This is a genomic window from Streptomyces sp. NPDC002306, assembly GCF_053593435.1.
Genome location: NZ_JBSFCK010000015.1, coordinates 99,153 through 113,889, shown reverse-complemented (window position 1 = coordinate 113,889; position 14,737 = coordinate 99,153). Strand labels below are relative to the sequence as shown.

Below are 14,737 nucleotides of genomic sequence, written 5' to 3'. Positions count from 1 at the left end.
CTGCCGGGGCCGGCGGGCGTTGCAGGAAGGGGGATCAGCGGATGTCGGCGGGGAAGCGGCCGGCGTAGATGTCCTTGATGTTCCAGTGGCCGGGGGTGGGTACCGGCTCATTGACCATGGGGACGTCGAGGACGGCCGGGCGGCGGCGGGCGATGGCGTCGTCGAGCGCCTTGCGCAGGTCGCCGGGTGCGGTGACGTGGTAGCCGTCGGCGCCGCAGGACTCGCCGTACCGGGCGAAGTCCGGGCTGTAGGGCCGGCCCTCGGCGTCGGTGAACTCGCAGCCGTAGGAACGCCCGAAGGACGAGGCCTGCAGGTCGGCGATGGTCCCGTGGGCGCGGTTGTTCATCACCACGAAGATGACGGGTGCGCCCTGCTCGACCGCCATGGGGACCGCGGGCAGCTGGGCGCTCATGCCGCCGTCACCGATGAGGGCGACCACGACGCGCCCGGGCTCGGCGATCTGCACGCCGACGGCCGCGGCCGGGCCGAAGCCCATGGTGGAGGCGCCTCCCGGCGTGATGAAGCGGCCTTCCTCCGGCAGTTCGTAGCACTGTGCGACGCCGTTCTTGTTCCAGCCGACGTCGGTGACCAGGATCGCGTCGTGCGGCAGGGCCTCGCGCAGGTCGGCCAGGATGCGCTGGGGCCGCAGCGGGAAATTGTCGCTGCGGCCGGCCTCGCGTGCCGCGTCGAACACGGCGGTTCGCGCGGCGGCGATGCTCTCGCGCAGGCCCGGACGCGAGACGGGCGTGCTCCGGCGGGCCCGGACCGCCGCACCGATGTTCTCCAGGGCGAGTTCCACATCGGCCACGGCACCGATGTGCACGGGGTAGTTGCGGCCGATCTCGGCGGGGTCGATGTCGATCTGTATCAGCCGGCTCGGCGGGAAGTTCCAGGTGTACGTCGCGTCCCAGGAGCTGGCGTCGGTCTCGGCGAAGCGGGTGGCCAGCGCCAGGACGACATCGGCGCCCTTGGTGTGTTCGTGGGTGCTGTCCAGTCCCCAGAAGCCGGGCATGCCCAGCAGCAGGGGATGACGGTCGGAGACGACGCCCTTGCCCATCAGGGAGTGGGCGAGTGGGATGTCGAGGTGCTCGGCGAGGGCCAGCAGTTCGGCGCGCGCCCGGGGGCCGCGCAGGCCGCCGCCGAAGTAGATCAGAGGCCGCTGCGCCCGCAGCAGTTCCTGGGCGATCCGGTCGGCGGTCTCCGCGTCCAGGCCGGGGCGGCCGAGGTGTCCGGGCAGCGGATGGCCGCCGTCGTAGGGCGCGACCGGCCGGTTGAACAGATCCATCGGAACATTGATCAGAACAGTGCCGGGCCGGCCGCCGGCGGCGGTGAAGAAGGCCCGTTCGGTGACGCGGGGGATGTCCTGGACCCGCTGGACCTCCCAGGTGCGCTTGCAGAAGGGCCGGTAGATCGCGGTCTGGTCGGCGTCGGCATGGAGGTTGACCTCCTGGTGCGGGTGCCGCCCGTAGTAGTAGGAGGGGATGTCGCCGGTGATGACGACCAGCGGCACGGAGTCCAGGGCGGCCGTGGCGACGCCGGTGACGGCGTTCATCATGCCCGGCCCCACATGGGTGAGCAGCACTCCGGGGCGGCCGGTGGCCCGGGCGAAGCCGTCGGCGGCGTGGGCCGCGGCCTGCTCGTGCCGGGCGATCACGAACTCGACCGAGCTGGGGCCGAGCGCGTCGAGTAGGGCGATGTTGGTGTGCCCGCAGGTGCCGAAGACGTACTCCACGCCGTAGGACTCGAGTTGGGCGACGAGTGCCTCGGCGGCGGTCACAGTGGTCACGGGTTCTCCTTGGGCAGCTCGCGGCTGTCGCCCCAGATGGACAGTCCGCGCAGGACGAGGGTCTTGACGACGGTGTAGTCCTCGATCAGCCACCGAGGGGCCTCGCGGCCGAAGCCGGAGTCCTTCACACCGCCGAACGGGACATGGTCGAGGCGGAAGTTGGAGGTCCCGTTCACGATCAGTCCGCCGACCTCCAGGCGCCGCCAGGCGGTGAGGATGCGGGTGATGTCGTGGGTGAACAGGCCGGCCTGCAGTCCGTACCGGCTGGCGTTGCACTGATCGAGAACGGTGTCGAAGTCGTCGAAGGGCAGGACGGCGACCAGTGCGCCGAACACCTCGTGCACGACCACGGAGGCGTGGACGGGCGGGTCGGCGACGATGGTCGGGGCGGCGGTGGCGCCGTCACGGGTGCCGCCGCGGATCACCCTCGCGCCCAGCCGGCGTGCCTCGTCGGACCAGGCCACCACGCGTTCGGCCGCGTTCTCGTCGACCATGGAACCGACATCCGTGCGGTCGTCGAGAGGATCACCGACGACCAGGGCGTCGACTGCCGCGGTGAAGGCGTCGAGGAACTCGGTGTAGTGGGACCGGTGGACGTAGACACGCTGTACGGAGATGCAGCTCTGACCGGAGTTGCTGTATCCGGTGCGGGCGCAGATCCGGGCGGCCGCGGCGGCGTCGGCGTCCTCGCACACGATCGTGGCGGCGTTGCCGCCCAGTTCCAGGGCGAGCCGCTTGCGGCCCGCGGCGCGGGCCACGGCGGCACCCGTGTCGGCGCTGCCGGTGAAGCTGATGACGCTGACCGGGTCGGCCGCGCACAGGGCGGCGCCGACATCACCGCCGCCGTGCAGCAGCTGGACCGCCTGGTGGGGCATGCCGCTGTCCAGGAGCAGGGCGACGACGGCGGCCGAGACGGCGGGCGCCTGCGGCGGGGCCTTGACCAAGGTGGTGTTGCCCGCCGCGAAGGAGGCACCGAGCTTGTGGGCGAGGAGGTTGGCCGGCGCGTTGAACGGGGTGATGGCCAGAGCCACTCCGGCGGGCGCCCGGTAGGTGAAGGCGGTGGTGCCGATGCCGGTGTTCCAGCCGGCCACGGGCAGGGTCTCACCGTCGACGCGCCGGGCCTCGGCCGCGCACACCGCGAACGTCGAGGCCACCCGTTCGATCTCGGTGCGGCTGTCCTTGACGGGTTTGCCCAGCTCCAGGGCGAGCAGGCGAGCGAGCCGGTCGCGGTGGGCGAGCGCGTCGCGTGACGCGGCCTCCAGGATGTCGGCGCGGGCGGCGGGCGCGAGGTCGGCCATCTGCCGTGCGTAGCGGCCGGCCTGCGCGAGCGCGGTGTCGATCTCACGCTCGGTCGCGGCGGGGGCGCGGCTGACGGTGCGCCGCAGATAGGGGCCGGTGCGGTCCGTGGGAGGGCCTTCGCCGCCCCAGCATCCGGCGAGGTAGGGGAGGGCCTCGGCCACGTCGTTCTGGTCGGCGGCCTTGAGGAGGTCTTGCAGCATCACGTCTCCAGAAAAAACCATCTGATGGTTTCCGTGGACTGCTCTGTGGACTGGCGTGTAACGTACGGGCGCCGAGAGGCCGTGGCAATAGGTCGGCGTGAGGAAGTTGAAGCCAGCGGTTTTCGAATGGACCTTGGCTGGTGGAAGCTGTCCCCTCGAGTGCCGCGCCCGGCAACGGGCCGAGCGGCCGACCACTGACGAAGGAGAGCGCATGGACGCGGAGCAAGGACCGAGCGGCGTACGCAGCGTGCGCCGGGCTCTGGACATCCTGTCGCTGCTGACCGAAGATCAGCCCACCGTTCCGCTCAAGGACATGGTCGATGCGACCGGCCTGCCCAAAACCACCGTGGTGCGCCTCGTCCAGACGCTGGAGCAGTACGGACTGCTATGGGCGACGCCGGGGGGCTACACCGCCGGGCCCGGCCTGTGGCGCTGGGCCCATCTGGCCCACACCAGCTGGGAACTGCCGCCGGACACGCAGAAGCTGTTGCGTGAACTGGTCGACCGGCGCGGCGAGACGGCGAATCTGATGATCCGCCGCGACATCCACCGTGTCTGCGTCGCCCAGCAGGAAAGCCCTCAGCCGCTGCGGCACGTGGTGCGCGTCGGCGACGAACTGCCACTGTGGGCCGGCGCTTCGTCCAAAGTGCTGCTCATCGGGGCCACCGACGGGCTGCTGCAGCGGGTCGCGGCCGCCTCCCCACACGGCGTGGCCCATGTGCAGCAACTGCGGCTGTGGGCCGACGAGGCCGCGAGCCGGGGGTACGCCACCAGCCACGGCGAGCGCGACATCGGCCTCACGGCCGTCGCCGTGCCCATCCGCACCCAGTCGGGTGTCACGGTCGCCTCCCTTTCGCTGAGCGGCCCCAGTGCGCGCATCACGGAGCAGGACATCGCGGTGTTCGCGGACGACCTGCGCGAGACGGCCGCACGCATCGCCTCGCAGGGCTTCCGCCACCCCCTGGGGCCGCGCACCTAACCACGCCGGCAGCGGCGCCGCAGCAGGCGCCGCTGGAAGGAGACGTCATATGCCCGTTCGCCCACTGGACGGAATACGCGTTCTGGATCTCACGAACGTGCTGGCAGGTCCCTACTGCAGCTACCAGCTCATGCTCATGGGCGCCGAAGTGGTCAAGATCGAGCGTCCGGGCCACGGCGACCTGGCCCGGAACCTGGGCCCCGATCCTTCCCTCAACCGGGACGGTGTCGGGGCGTCCTTCCTCGCCCAGAACGCGGGCAAGTCCTCCCTGGAACTCGATCTCAAGGACACCGCCGACCGGGCACTCTTCGAACGGCTCCTGTCCGCGGCGGACGTGCTGCTGGAGAACTTCCGGGCAGGTGTCCTGGACAGGATGGGCTACGGTGCGCAACGCCTCGCCCAGCTCAACGAGCGTCTCGTCTACTGCTCCATCTCCGGCTTCGGACAGGACGGCCCGATGAGCGACGCACCCGCGTACGACCAGATCGTCCAGGGTCTCACCGGCATGATGAGCATCACCGGCACACCCGAGACCGCGCCCCAGCGCGTGGGCTTCCCCGTCTGTGACACCACCGGCGGCCTGATGGCCGCCTTCGCCATCAGCGCCGCTCTCCTGCATCGTGAACGCACCGGGCACGGCAGCCGCCTCGACATCTCCATGCTGGAGGCGTCGCTGTCCACCATGGGCTGGGCCGTCTCCAACTACCTGGTCAGCGGAATCCCACCCGAACCGCTCAGTGACCAGAACCCCACCGCGGCCCCCTCCGGCACCTTCCACGCCCTGGACGGACCGCTCAACATCGCGGCGAACCAGCAGCGCCAGTTCGAAGCGCTGTGCCGGCTGGCCGGCGCGCCAGAACTGATCACTGATGACCGTTTCGGCGAACGGGAACAGCGCAAGCTTCATCGCGACGAGCTCAACACCGCCCTGAACGCGGCACTGTCGAGCCGTCCGGCCGCCGACTGGGAGCGCGACCTGAACGCCGCCGGTGTGCCCGCGGCCCGGGTGCTCACCGTGCCCCAGGCCCTGGGCCAGCCGCAACTGGCCCATCGGAACTTCATCACCCCTCTCAGCCATCCAGGACGTCCCGGACAGTCCTTGCACGTCGTGGGCAACGGCGTTCTGGTCGACGGGGAAGCCTTCGGGCCGCCCTCTCCGCCGCCGCTGCTGGGCGAACACAACGTCCACCGCGAGGAGATCGCGAGCCGCTGGCTCGACGCGGCCGCCCAGCCGGCCGGAGAGGCCGCCGCGTCATGACCAGCGTTCCCCACGACGCCGGTGAGGCCGCACAGTGGTGGGCCACCGCGGTCAGCCACATCGAGCCCGGCAGCATCGAACTGCGCGACCACCCGGTGCAGGACCTCATCGGCACCGTCGGCCTGGTCGACGTCATCTGGCTGATGCTGCGCGCGACCACACCCACGCCACGCGAATCGGCCCTGCTCGAAGCGGCCTTGGTCGCCGGCGTCGACCACGGGCCCCAGGCCCCGTCCATCGCGGCCGCCCGCATGGCGGCGACCTGCGGGGTCGGCCTCAACAACGCCATCGCCACCGGCGTGAACATGCTGGGCGACGCCCACGGCGGAGCCGGCCAGCAGTGCGTGGAGATGCTCACCGACATCCGCGACCTGCACGCCTCCGGCGTCACCTGGCGGCAGGCGGCCCAGGACGTCATGGCCGACTGGCAGAGCCGCTCGCGCTACCTTCCGGGCTTCGGCCACCGCTTCCACCCCGTCGACCCGCGGCGCGATCCGCTGATCCGTCTGGTCCAGCAGGCGGTCTCCGACAACGTCGTCGGCGGCGACTTCCTGAGCGCCGCCCTCTGCGTCGAGGACATCCTCAAAAGACGCCGAGCCGGCGCCCGGCCCGTGCCGATGAACATCGACGGCGCCACCGCCGTCATCTACGCCGAGCTGGGCTTTCGCGCCCCACTCGCCCGCGGCCTGTTCGTCCTCAGCCGCTCGGTGGGCATCCTCGCCCACGCGTGGGAGGAGAGCGGGCAGGGCCGCCGCAACAAGGGCCCGATCCCGCGCACCATGCTGCCGGCGCGTCTGCCCCAGCCGAAAGACGCGTGAGCAATCCGCGTCAGAGCTCTTGCCACACCCCCAGCGCATCCCTAACGTAGCTTTCCGCCAATCGGCAACCATCGTACGGACCATCCGAACCGTACAGCGGACCATGATCCGCCTCGCAGCTTCCCTCCCCCCACCTGAGACTCCGCAGCCCCGCCACTGACGGGTATTTCAGGACTCGTCATGAAAGAGGGACCATGGACAGACGCAGCTTTCTCACCTCGACCGCGGCCGGAACAGCCACCACCGTCGCCCTGCTCCACGGCACACCCGCCCAGGCCGACACAGCCGACGGCCTGGCGCGGCCGGTACCCGACCAGGCCCACGCCGCCACCGGCGCGAACTACCCCAAGGCCGGCGGCAACCTCGGCAACCACAGCTACTCCTCGCTCCGGAAGATCACCGCCGGCAACGTCCGCAAGCTCGGCGGCGCCTGGCACATCAACCTGGAGAACGCCTCCACCTCCTCCGCCCAGCAGTGCGCCGTCATCGCCCAGGACGGCGTGCTCTACCTGGCCACCACCCAGCAGAACGTCTTCGCCGTCGACGGCCGCACCGGTCAGGTGAAGTGGAAGACGAACGTCGGCACCGACACCACCAACATGCGCGGCCTCGCCCTCGGCGAAGGCCTCGCGTTCACCATCTCCGGCGACAACAAGGTCCTCGCTCTCCACCAGAAGACCGGCGCCGTCGTGTGGAGCCGCGAACTGATGGTCGAGGACCAGGGCGACCCGGACTGCGACCCGGCGTCCGGCCAGTGCGGCGGCAGCAAGGGCGGCCTCGCCGGAGCCGCCGTGTACTGGGACGGGCTCGTCTACATCGGCACCCAGGGCAGCACCGCGGGCGCCCGCGGCCGCGCCTACGCCCTCGACGCCCGCACCGGCGAGGTCGCCTGGGTCTTCTGGGGCACTCCGGGCCCGGGGGAGTACGGCCACGACACCTGGGAGGGCGACACCTGGAAGACCGGGGGCGCCGTCTGCTGGATCCACCCCGCCGTCGACCCCGAACTGGGCATCGTCTACTGGACGTTCGGCAACCCCTATCCGCGCACGGACGGCTCCACCCGCGGCGGCGACAACCTCTTCGCCAACTGCCTGGTCGCCATGGACGCCAAGACCGGCGAGAGGCGCTGGCACTTCCAGTCCGTGCACCACGACATCTGGGACTACGACGGTGTCATGTCCCCCGTCCTCGCCGACATCCTGGTCAACGGCAAGAAGCGCAAGATCGTCGTCTACGGCAGCAAGACGGGCATGTACTACATGCTCGACCGGGCCACCGGCAGGCCGATCCACGGCATGCAGGAGCGTCCGGTGCCGCAGCACGCGGCCCAGAAGACCGCCCCCACCCAGCCGTTCCCCGGCGGCGAGCCCTTCGTCGAGACCGAGCCGCGTCTCGACAAGGCCACCCGGCCGGTGCCCTTCTATCCCACCGGGGGCCTCTTCGAGGCCCACTGGGACCGCGCGACGATCATCTTCCCCGGCGCGGGCGGCGGCGCCGACTGGTCCTCCCCGTCCTTCAGCCACCGCACCGGCCTGGTCTACGTCGGCTACGGCCTCATCAACTCCGCCTACTCCAACACCCACGGCGGCCGCGTCAACACCGCACGGCCCCTCGGCGAGTACTTCGCCGGCGGACTCGCCGCCGTCGACCCGCGCACCAACACCGTGGCCTGGCGCCAGGAGGGTGAGTGGTCCCTCGCCCACGGCAACGGCGTCCTCAGCACCGCCGGCGGCGTGCTCTTCCAGGGCCGCCCCGACGGCGTCCTCACCGCCCTCGACGACCGCGACGGCAGCGAACTGTGGACCTGGCAGTGCGGCGCCGGCGTCAACACCAACCCGCTGACCTACGAGATCGACGGCGAGCAGTACATCGCCGTGCTCGCCGGCGGAAACGGCCTGCCCTACCCGGACATCCCCAGGGGCGACCACCTGTGGGCGTTCAAGCTCGGCGGCACGGTGAAGCCGGCCGCCGCGCCCACCCCGCCGTCCAAGCGCAACCAGATCCGGACCGCCGCCGTGACCGGCGACACCGCCAAGAACACCATCACGTTGGGCAGGACCTGGGACAACGCGAAGAACACCCCCGGCGCCACCGAGAACCTCGTGGCCCAGAACGCCATGGCACCGCAGCATCTGAGCATCGCCCAGGGCACCACCATCACCTTCGTCAACCCCGCGGACAACAAGTCCGCGCACGGCGCGGTCTCCTTCTTCGAGGCCGAGTTCGACACCGGGCTCCTCATGCCGGGCCAGTCCTACGCGTACACCTTCAACACCCCCGGCGAGTACTTCTACAACGACCCGATCGCCCCGCAGAACACCGGCAAGATCGTCGTCCGCTAACAGCCCGCCCACCGCACCGCACTCTCGTAGCGGCTTTGCGGCAGCCCTGCGCGCCTCCTGGCCCAGCCCCCACCCCGCCAGGCCGCCCGCCACGCTCTTCCGAACGAGGTAAGGACGCCACATGAGAGCCAGATTCCGCATGCGTCCGCTGCATGCAGCACTCACCAGCGCCGCCACGACCGTCGGCATCACCGTCGCCCTGGTGGCCACCGGCACCCTCAGCATGGCGCAGGGCCGCATCGGCCAGGGCGCCCAGGAACTCGGCGACCCCGACTACGGCGTGTGCCGCGGCATCGACGCCCGCTGCTACCACAACTGGGGCAACTTCGACACCACCAAGGGCTTCAAAGTCCTGCTCTACACCCGCACCGCGGGCCCCCGCCACGCCAACCTCGGCCCGGCGCTCGCCACGGGCCTGAACCCGCCCCTCACCGACGCCCACGTCGTCCAGAAGGCCGTGCTCAAGCTGGGCGCCGACAACGGCTTCCAGGTCGACTACACCGAGGACGTATCCCAACTGGCCTCACCCGCGACCCTGTTCAAGTACAACGCGGTCATCTTCTACTCCACCAGCCGTGATGCCCTCGACGACGCGGCCCAGACCTCGCTTCGGCAGTACGTCCGCGGCGGCGGCGGATTCGTCGGCGTCCACAACGCGTTCGGCACCGAATACAACTGGCCCTGGTACGAGGGACTGCTCGGCAACGCCAACTTCTACGACCACGGCCCCGCACAGCCCGGCACGGTCGAGACCGTCGACCGCAAGGACGCCTCCACGAAGTCGCTGCCCTCCAGGTGGAATTTCTCCGACGAGTGGTACAACCTCGTCCCCGCGCCGACGCGGGTGCGTGTCCTGGCCGATGTCGACGAGAGCACCCTCGCCAAGGGCGTGGCCGGCAACTACAACCATCCCGGGCACGGCAGGAACCACCCCGTCGCGTGGTGCCAGTACTACGACGGCGGCCGCGCCTGGCTGACCACGCTCGGCCACGACGCCAAGGACTTCTCCACCGACGGCTCCTTCGCGGGCGCCGCCGAGTTCCAGAAGCTCCTCCTCGGCGGCATCGAATCCGCCATGGGCAAGGCGCCGTTCTGCAAGTGACCTCCGGCCGCAACGGTCGGCCGGCTCCGGGCGCCCACCACGGCGCCCTCACCCCTCCCTGAAGGAAGGCAAGATCACCATGCGCGACGAGACCCCCACCCAGCACCCGACCGAGCCGGCGGCCCAGACCCCCGCGGACTGGCAGAGCCCCGACTTCACGGTGGTCGACACCGCCCTCGAAGTGACCGCCTACTCGCTGCGCACGAAGTAGGGGGACGCCGCCGTGCTGCTGCGCGTCCTCGGCACAGCAGCCGGTGGTGGCATACCTCAGTGGAACTGCGCGTGCCCCGGCTGCACCGGGACACGCCGAAACCCCTCACGCCGACGCCTCCACGACGGACTGGCCCTCCGACCGGCGGACTCAGGGACCTGGTTCCTCGCCAATGCCACACCGGACATCGCCGAGCAGCTCGAAAGCCACCCCAGCCTCAGACCCGACGCCGGACAGGAACGCACGCCCGTCGTACGCGTCGTTCTCACCGACGCCGAACTCGATCACACCCTCGGCCTCCTGCGGCTCAGGGAAGCCTCCCGCATCGACATCTGGTGCACCGAACCCGTGCGCAAAGCCCTGACCACACGTCTGGCCCTCGACGAGATCCTTTCCCCCTACACCGCGCTGAACTGGTACGGCCTTCCCCTCGCCGGAGCCGAACACCCCACGGACCTAGGCGGACTCCACGTCAGCGCGGTCCCGCTGTCCGCCAAGCGCCCCCGCTACGCCGCCGACGAACCCGCACACCCGGCCTGGAGCGTCGCTCTCAAAGTCCACGACCCCGCCACCGAGAAGACGGCACTGTACGCGCCGGCCCTCGCGCACTGGAGCGACCGCCTCGACGACGAGATCGCCGCCGCGCACTGCGTCCTGATCGACGGAACGTTCCTCAGGGACGACGAGCCCCGCCGCACAGGCTTCTCCCGGCGCACCGCCTCCGCCATGGGGCACCTGCCCATCGAAGGCCCGCACGGCACCGCCCCCCGCCTCGAAGGAAGCGGCGGACAGATCCTCTACACCCACCTCAACAACAGCAATCCTCTGGTCGACCCGGACGATCCCGCACACGAACGGCTCGCCGGCCTGGGCCTGGGCGTCGCCGCAGACAGGATGGTGGTGTCCCTATGACCACGACCGCACCCGGCACCGCGCTCGGCACCCACCACCGCACCACCGAAGAGGGCCCGGCACCCTGGACCGCGGAGGAACTGGAACGCCGCCTGCGGGAACTGGCGGTCGGCCGCTACCACGACCGCCACCCCTTCAACCAGCGCATGCACCGAGGCCGGCTGACACCGGCCGAGCTGCGCACCTGGGTCGCCAACCGCTTCTACTACCAGTGCAACATCCCCATCAAGGACGCTCTCATCCTGAGCAAACTCCCCCTGCCCGCGCAACGCCGGTCCTGGCTCCGACGCATCCAGGACCACGACGGACACACCGATCAGGACGGCGGCATCGAGAGATGGCTCCGGCTCGGCGAGGCCGTCGGCCTCCGGCGGGAGGAGCTGCTCGAGCATCGGCACCTCCTGCCCGGCGTCCGGCTGGCCGTGGACGGCTACGTCAACTTCTGCCGCAACGCCACTGTGCTGGAAGCCGTCGCCTCGTCCCTGACGGAGCTCTGCGCTCCGTCGATCATGCTGACGCGCCTGGAGACCTTCCCCCTGCACTACCCCTGGATCACGTCCGACGGCCTGTCCTACTTCCGAGGCCGCGTTCCCCAGGGCCGGCGCGACGGAAGCGAAGCCCTGGGCTGGGTACGCGCGTGGTCCGTCACCCGCGAGCAGCAGCACCAGGCCCTGGCCGCACTGTCCTTCAAGTGCGACGTCCTGTGGAGCCTGCTCGACAGTGTCCAAGGGGCCGCCGACCAGGACCGCCGCAATGCCTGACCCATCCACCTGGCGCCCCCGCCTGCCACCCGCCGCCCGCCTGCGCCACGACCAGGTGCGCGACACCCACGTCCTGCTCCTGCCCGAACGGGTCATCGTCCTGCACGGCTCCGGCCGGGCAGTCCTCGATCTCGTCGACGGTACCCGCACCGTCGACGAGATCATCGCCGCCCTCGCGCCGGATCCCGTACAGCACACGATCCGCGACGACGTCATCTCGTTCCTGCACAACCTCCGTACAGAAGGCGGTCTGCGATGACGGCTCCCACCCCGCCCTGGGCACTGCTCTCCGAACTCACCCACGCCTGCCCCCTGCACTGCGCCTACTGTTCCAACCCCCTGGAACTGACCCGCCGGTCGCGGGAACTCACAGCCGGTCAATGGGCCGGCATCTTCCGCCAGGCGGCGGATCTCGGCGTCCTGCACACACACCTCTCCGGAGGCGAGCCTTTGCTGCGCAAGGACCTTGAGCGGATCACCCGTTCCGCAGCGGGCGCGGGCCTGTACACCCAACTGGTCACCAGCGGAGTAGGACTGTCGGCCGAACGGCTCGATGCCCTGGCGGATGCCGGGCTCCACAGTGTCCAACTGTCCGTCCAGCACGCCGACCCACGCCGGTCCGACGACCTCGCCGGCCACCCCGCTTTCGAGGCGAAACGCCAGGCTGCGGCACTCGTCAAGGAACGCGGCCTGCCCCTCGGCATCAACGTGGTCCTGCACCGGCACAATCTCGACGCCCTGGACGCACTGATGGAACTCGCCGTGGCCTGGAAAGCGGACCGCGTCGAACTGGCCAACACACAGTTCTACGGCTGGGGCCTGCTCAACCGGGCCGCACTCATGCCGAGCCGTGAACAGCTGGCCGCCGCCGGGGAACAGGTGGAAGCCTGGAGGGAACGCCTGCACGGCACTCCCGAGATCACCTGGGTGGTTCCCGACTACTTCTCCGGCACACCCAAGCCCTGCATGGGAGGCTGGGGTGCGGTGTCGCTGACCGTCACTCCGGACGGCACGACCCTTCCCTGCCCGGCAGCGGCGACACTGCCCGGACTCGATGCGCCCAACGCCGCGGACCGGCCCTTGCGCTGGATCTGGGAGGAGTCACCCGCCTTCAACGCCTACCGCGGCACCGACTGGATGCCCGACCCCTGCCGCGGCTGCGAGCGGCGGACCGAGGACTTCGGAGGATGCCGCTGCCAGGCATTCGCCCTGACCGGAGACGCGGCCCGTACCGACCCGGCCTGCTCACTGTCTCCGGACCACGCCACCTTGATCGATCTCACCCGCCCCGGTAGCCGGCCCGCACTCATACCCCGCCGTCCCGCAGCAACAGGCCGATACCAGGCGCGAACCGCGCGGTAAGTGCCGCGGCGAGCAGCCCTCAACGGCGAGCACGTCGTCTCTGCCGCACGAAAGGTTTGCGGGCTGGCGATGACGGACGTCGACGAAGGCCCGCAAGGCGACGTGTCCTGTATTGCGGGCCGGCCTCACGGGGGAACGGTGACGCTGGTGAACCACCGACGAAGGTCCTGGCCCCGGCGGCGCTCGGAACGCCGGGACTCCGGGCAGCATCCGCCGGAGCGGCCGGGTGATCCAGAAGGCCGCCTACGTGGTCACTGCCACGGGCTGGACAGCGTCCCGCGCCACCCGTTCGCCGAGGCGCTCGGTGGGCACCGTGTGGGTCTCGCGGGCGGTGAGGGCCGCCACCACCGGCGGGACGCACAGCGCCGCGGTGAACAGGGCCACCGACGACCAGTCGGTGCCGTCCGGGCCCGCGATCTCCGCGGCGAAGGTGACGGCGAATCCGGCCACCGCGAAGCCGATCTGGGTACCTATGGCCATACCCGACAGCCGCACGCGGGTGGAGAACATCTCACCGTAGAACGAGGGCCACACGCCGTTCGCGGCACTGTAGACGATGCCGAAGGCGACGATGCCGAGCAGCAAGATCAGGGCATAGGAGCCGGTGGAGATCGCCCACAGGTAGCCGGTCATCGCGACAGCACTGCCCACGGCGCCGATCAGGTACACCGGGCGGCGGCCGATGCGGTCCGACAGAACGGCCCACAGCGGGATGGCGGCGAGCGCCGCCACGTTGGCCAGCGCGCCCACCCACAGCATCTGGGTCCGGCCCATGCCGACCGCGTCACTGGTCGCGTATGCCAGCGCCCACACCGTGAAGATCGTGGAGACGGAAGCGATCAGTGCGCCCGCGATCACCCGCAGCACGTCCGCCCAGTGCTCGCGCAGCAGCACAGCCAGCGGCAGCCGTACGACGCCCTCGGTCGCGGCCTGCCGGGCGAAGGCGGGTGTCTCCTCCAGCGTGCGACGGATGAGATAGCCGACGACGGCGACGACGATGCTCGCCCAGAACGGTATCCGCCAGCCCCAGGTGAGGAGTTGGTGCTCCGGCAGCGAGGCGACCGGGATGAAGACGAGGGTGGCGATGAGCTGTCCGCCCTGGGTGCCGCTGAGGGTGAAGCTGGTGAAGAAGCCGCGCCGCCGCTCCGGCGCGTGTTCCAGGGTCATCGAGCTGGCGCTGGCCTGTTCACCCGCGGCCGAGATGCCCTGCAGGACGCGGCAGGCGACCAGGAGGGCCGGGGCGAGAGCGCCGGCTTCGGCACGGGTGGGCAGACAGCCGATCAGGAACGTCGACAGGCCCATCAGGATCAGCGTGAACACCATGATCGAGCGGCGGCCCACACGGTCGCCGAAATGGCCGAGGAACAGCGCGCCGATCGGACGGGCGGCGTAGGCGACGCCGAACGTGGCGAGCGAGAGCAGGGTGGCGTTCGCCGGGTCGGAGGAGTCGAAGAAGACCTTCGGAAAAATCAGTGCCGCCGCGCTGCCGTAGATGAAGAAGTCGTAGTACTCCAGCGCGCTGCCGATCCAGGCGGCCGCCGCGGCCTTCTTCGGCCGGCCGGGCGGGGCGGTTGCGCCGAGGGAGGGGGAGACGGGCACGGCGTACTCCTTCGGAAGGGCACTCCACCCGCGGCGGAGTGAGCAGACGAGTGGAGCGGGCGCACGAGCAGGGCGAACAGGGCGGGTGGAGGCGGGACTTGCGAGTGG

At 70.5% G+C, this 14,737-nt stretch carries 13 protein-coding genes; 10 read left to right on the top strand and 3 right to left on the bottom strand.

Features of this window, described 5'->3' with window-relative positions:
* Positions 1-34: 34 nt before the first annotated feature.
* On the bottom strand, positions 35-1,786 hold the full coding sequence (locus ACWCQK_RS26550) for a thiamine pyrophosphate-binding protein (protein ID WP_451158981.1): 1,752 nt from the start codon (positions 1,784-1,786) through the stop codon (positions 35-37).
* Positions 1,783-3,285, bottom strand: a complete 1,503-nt coding sequence (locus tag ACWCQK_RS26545) for an aldehyde dehydrogenase family protein (protein WP_451158979.1) — start codon at positions 3,283-3,285, stop codon at positions 1,783-1,785. Before ACWCQK_RS26545 ends, ACWCQK_RS26550 begins: the two co-directional genes overlap by 4 nt.
* 211 nt (positions 3,286-3,496) lie before the next feature.
* Here ACWCQK_RS26545 and ACWCQK_RS26540 point away from each other — a divergent pair, with 211 nt between their 5' ends.
* From ACWCQK_RS26540 to pqqE, 10 genes are all read left to right on the top strand, one after another.
* Positions 3,497-4,264, top strand: coding sequence for an IclR family transcriptional regulator (locus ACWCQK_RS26540; RefSeq protein ID WP_451158977.1), 768 nt, complete (start codon positions 3,497-3,499; stop codon positions 4,262-4,264).
* A gap of 49 nt (positions 4,265-4,313) precedes the next feature.
* Entirely contained in the window at positions 4,314-5,522 is a 1,209-nt protein-coding gene (locus tag ACWCQK_RS26535; RefSeq protein ID WP_451158975.1) for a CaiB/BaiF CoA transferase family protein, read from the top strand.
* Positions 5,519-6,340 carry a citryl-CoA lyase gene (locus ACWCQK_RS26530; RefSeq protein WP_451158973.1) on the top strand — a complete coding sequence of 274 codons (822 nt, stop codon included), beginning with the start codon at positions 5,519-5,521 and terminating at the stop codon, positions 6,338-6,340. Before ACWCQK_RS26535 ends, ACWCQK_RS26530 begins: the two co-directional genes overlap by 4 nt.
* 194 nt (positions 6,341-6,534) lie before the next feature.
* Positions 6,535-8,682 carry an outer membrane protein assembly factor BamB family protein gene (locus ACWCQK_RS26525; protein WP_451158971.1) on the top strand — a complete coding sequence of 716 codons (2,148 nt, stop codon included), beginning with the start codon at positions 6,535-6,537 and terminating at the stop codon, positions 8,680-8,682.
* A 121-nt stretch (positions 8,683-8,803) separates the two neighbouring features.
* Positions 8,804-9,784, top strand: a complete 981-nt coding sequence (locus tag ACWCQK_RS26520; protein WP_451158969.1) for a ThuA domain-containing protein — start codon at positions 8,804-8,806, stop codon at positions 9,782-9,784.
* Positions 9,785-9,863: 79 nt separating this feature from the next.
* Entirely contained in the window at positions 9,864-9,995 is a 132-nt protein-coding gene (pqqA, locus tag ACWCQK_RS26515) for a pyrroloquinoline quinone precursor peptide PqqA (RefSeq protein WP_451158967.1), read from the top strand.
* Positions 9,996-10,007: 12 nt separating this feature from the next.
* The gene (gene pqqB / locus ACWCQK_RS26510; protein ID WP_451158965.1) at positions 10,008-10,907 is read left to right on the top strand and encodes a pyrroloquinoline quinone biosynthesis protein PqqB; all 900 of its coding nucleotides are present in this window, start codon (positions 10,008-10,010) and stop codon (positions 10,905-10,907) included.
* Positions 10,904-11,668, top strand: coding sequence for a pyrroloquinoline-quinone synthase PqqC (pqqC, locus tag ACWCQK_RS26505; RefSeq protein WP_451158963.1), 765 nt, complete (start codon positions 10,904-10,906; stop codon positions 11,666-11,668). Before pqqB ends, pqqC begins: the two co-directional genes overlap by 4 nt.
* A complete protein-coding gene (gene pqqD / locus ACWCQK_RS26500) occupies positions 11,661-11,927 on the top strand; it encodes a pyrroloquinoline quinone biosynthesis peptide chaperone PqqD (protein WP_451158961.1) in 267 nt (88 codons plus the stop codon). Before pqqC ends, pqqD begins: the two co-directional genes overlap by 8 nt.
* Positions 11,924-13,030, top strand: a complete 1,107-nt coding sequence (gene pqqE, locus ACWCQK_RS26495) for a pyrroloquinoline quinone biosynthesis protein PqqE (RefSeq protein ID WP_451158959.1) — start codon at positions 11,924-11,926, stop codon at positions 13,028-13,030. Before pqqD ends, pqqE begins: the two co-directional genes overlap by 4 nt.
* Positions 13,031-13,273: 243 nt before the next feature.
* Here pqqE and ACWCQK_RS26490 read toward each other — a convergent pair whose 3' ends face one another.
* Positions 13,274-14,629: an MFS transporter gene (locus ACWCQK_RS26490; RefSeq protein WP_451158957.1), complete on the bottom strand. Its 1,356-nt coding sequence runs from the start codon at positions 14,627-14,629 to the stop codon at positions 13,274-13,276.
* Positions 14,630-14,737 lie beyond the last annotated feature (108 nt).

Bases quoted from the DNA above. Each gene is read 5' to 3' on its own strand.
- ACWCQK_RS26540 (WP_451158977.1), top strand. From the start codon at position 3,497: ATGGACGCGGAGCAAGGACCGAGCGGCGTACGCAGCGTGCGCCGGGCT.
- pqqD (WP_451158961.1), top strand. From the start codon at position 11,661: ATGCCTGACCCATCCACCTGGCGCCCCCGCCTGCCACCCGCCGCCCGC.
- ACWCQK_RS26520 (WP_451158969.1), top strand. From the start codon at position 8,804: ATGAGAGCCAGATTCCGCATGCGTCCGCTGCATGCAGCACTCACCAGC.
- pqqE (WP_451158959.1), top strand. From the start codon at position 11,924: ATGACGGCTCCCACCCCGCCCTGGGCACTGCTCTCCGAACTCACCCAC.
- ACWCQK_RS26525 (WP_451158971.1), top strand. From the start codon at position 6,535: ATGGACAGACGCAGCTTTCTCACCTCGACCGCGGCCGGAACAGCCACC.
- ACWCQK_RS26545 (WP_451158979.1), bottom strand. From the start codon at position 3,285: ATGCTGCAAGACCTCCTCAAGGCCGCCGACCAGAACGACGTGGCCGAG.
- pqqA (WP_451158967.1), top strand. From the start codon at position 9,864: ATGCGCGACGAGACCCCCACCCAGCACCCGACCGAGCCGGCGGCCCAG.
- ACWCQK_RS26530 (WP_451158973.1), top strand. From the start codon at position 5,519: ATGACCAGCGTTCCCCACGACGCCGGTGAGGCCGCACAGTGGTGGGCC.
- pqqC (WP_451158963.1), top strand. From the start codon at position 10,904: ATGACCACGACCGCACCCGGCACCGCGCTCGGCACCCACCACCGCACC.
- ACWCQK_RS26535 (WP_451158975.1), top strand. From the start codon at position 4,314: ATGCCCGTTCGCCCACTGGACGGAATACGCGTTCTGGATCTCACGAAC.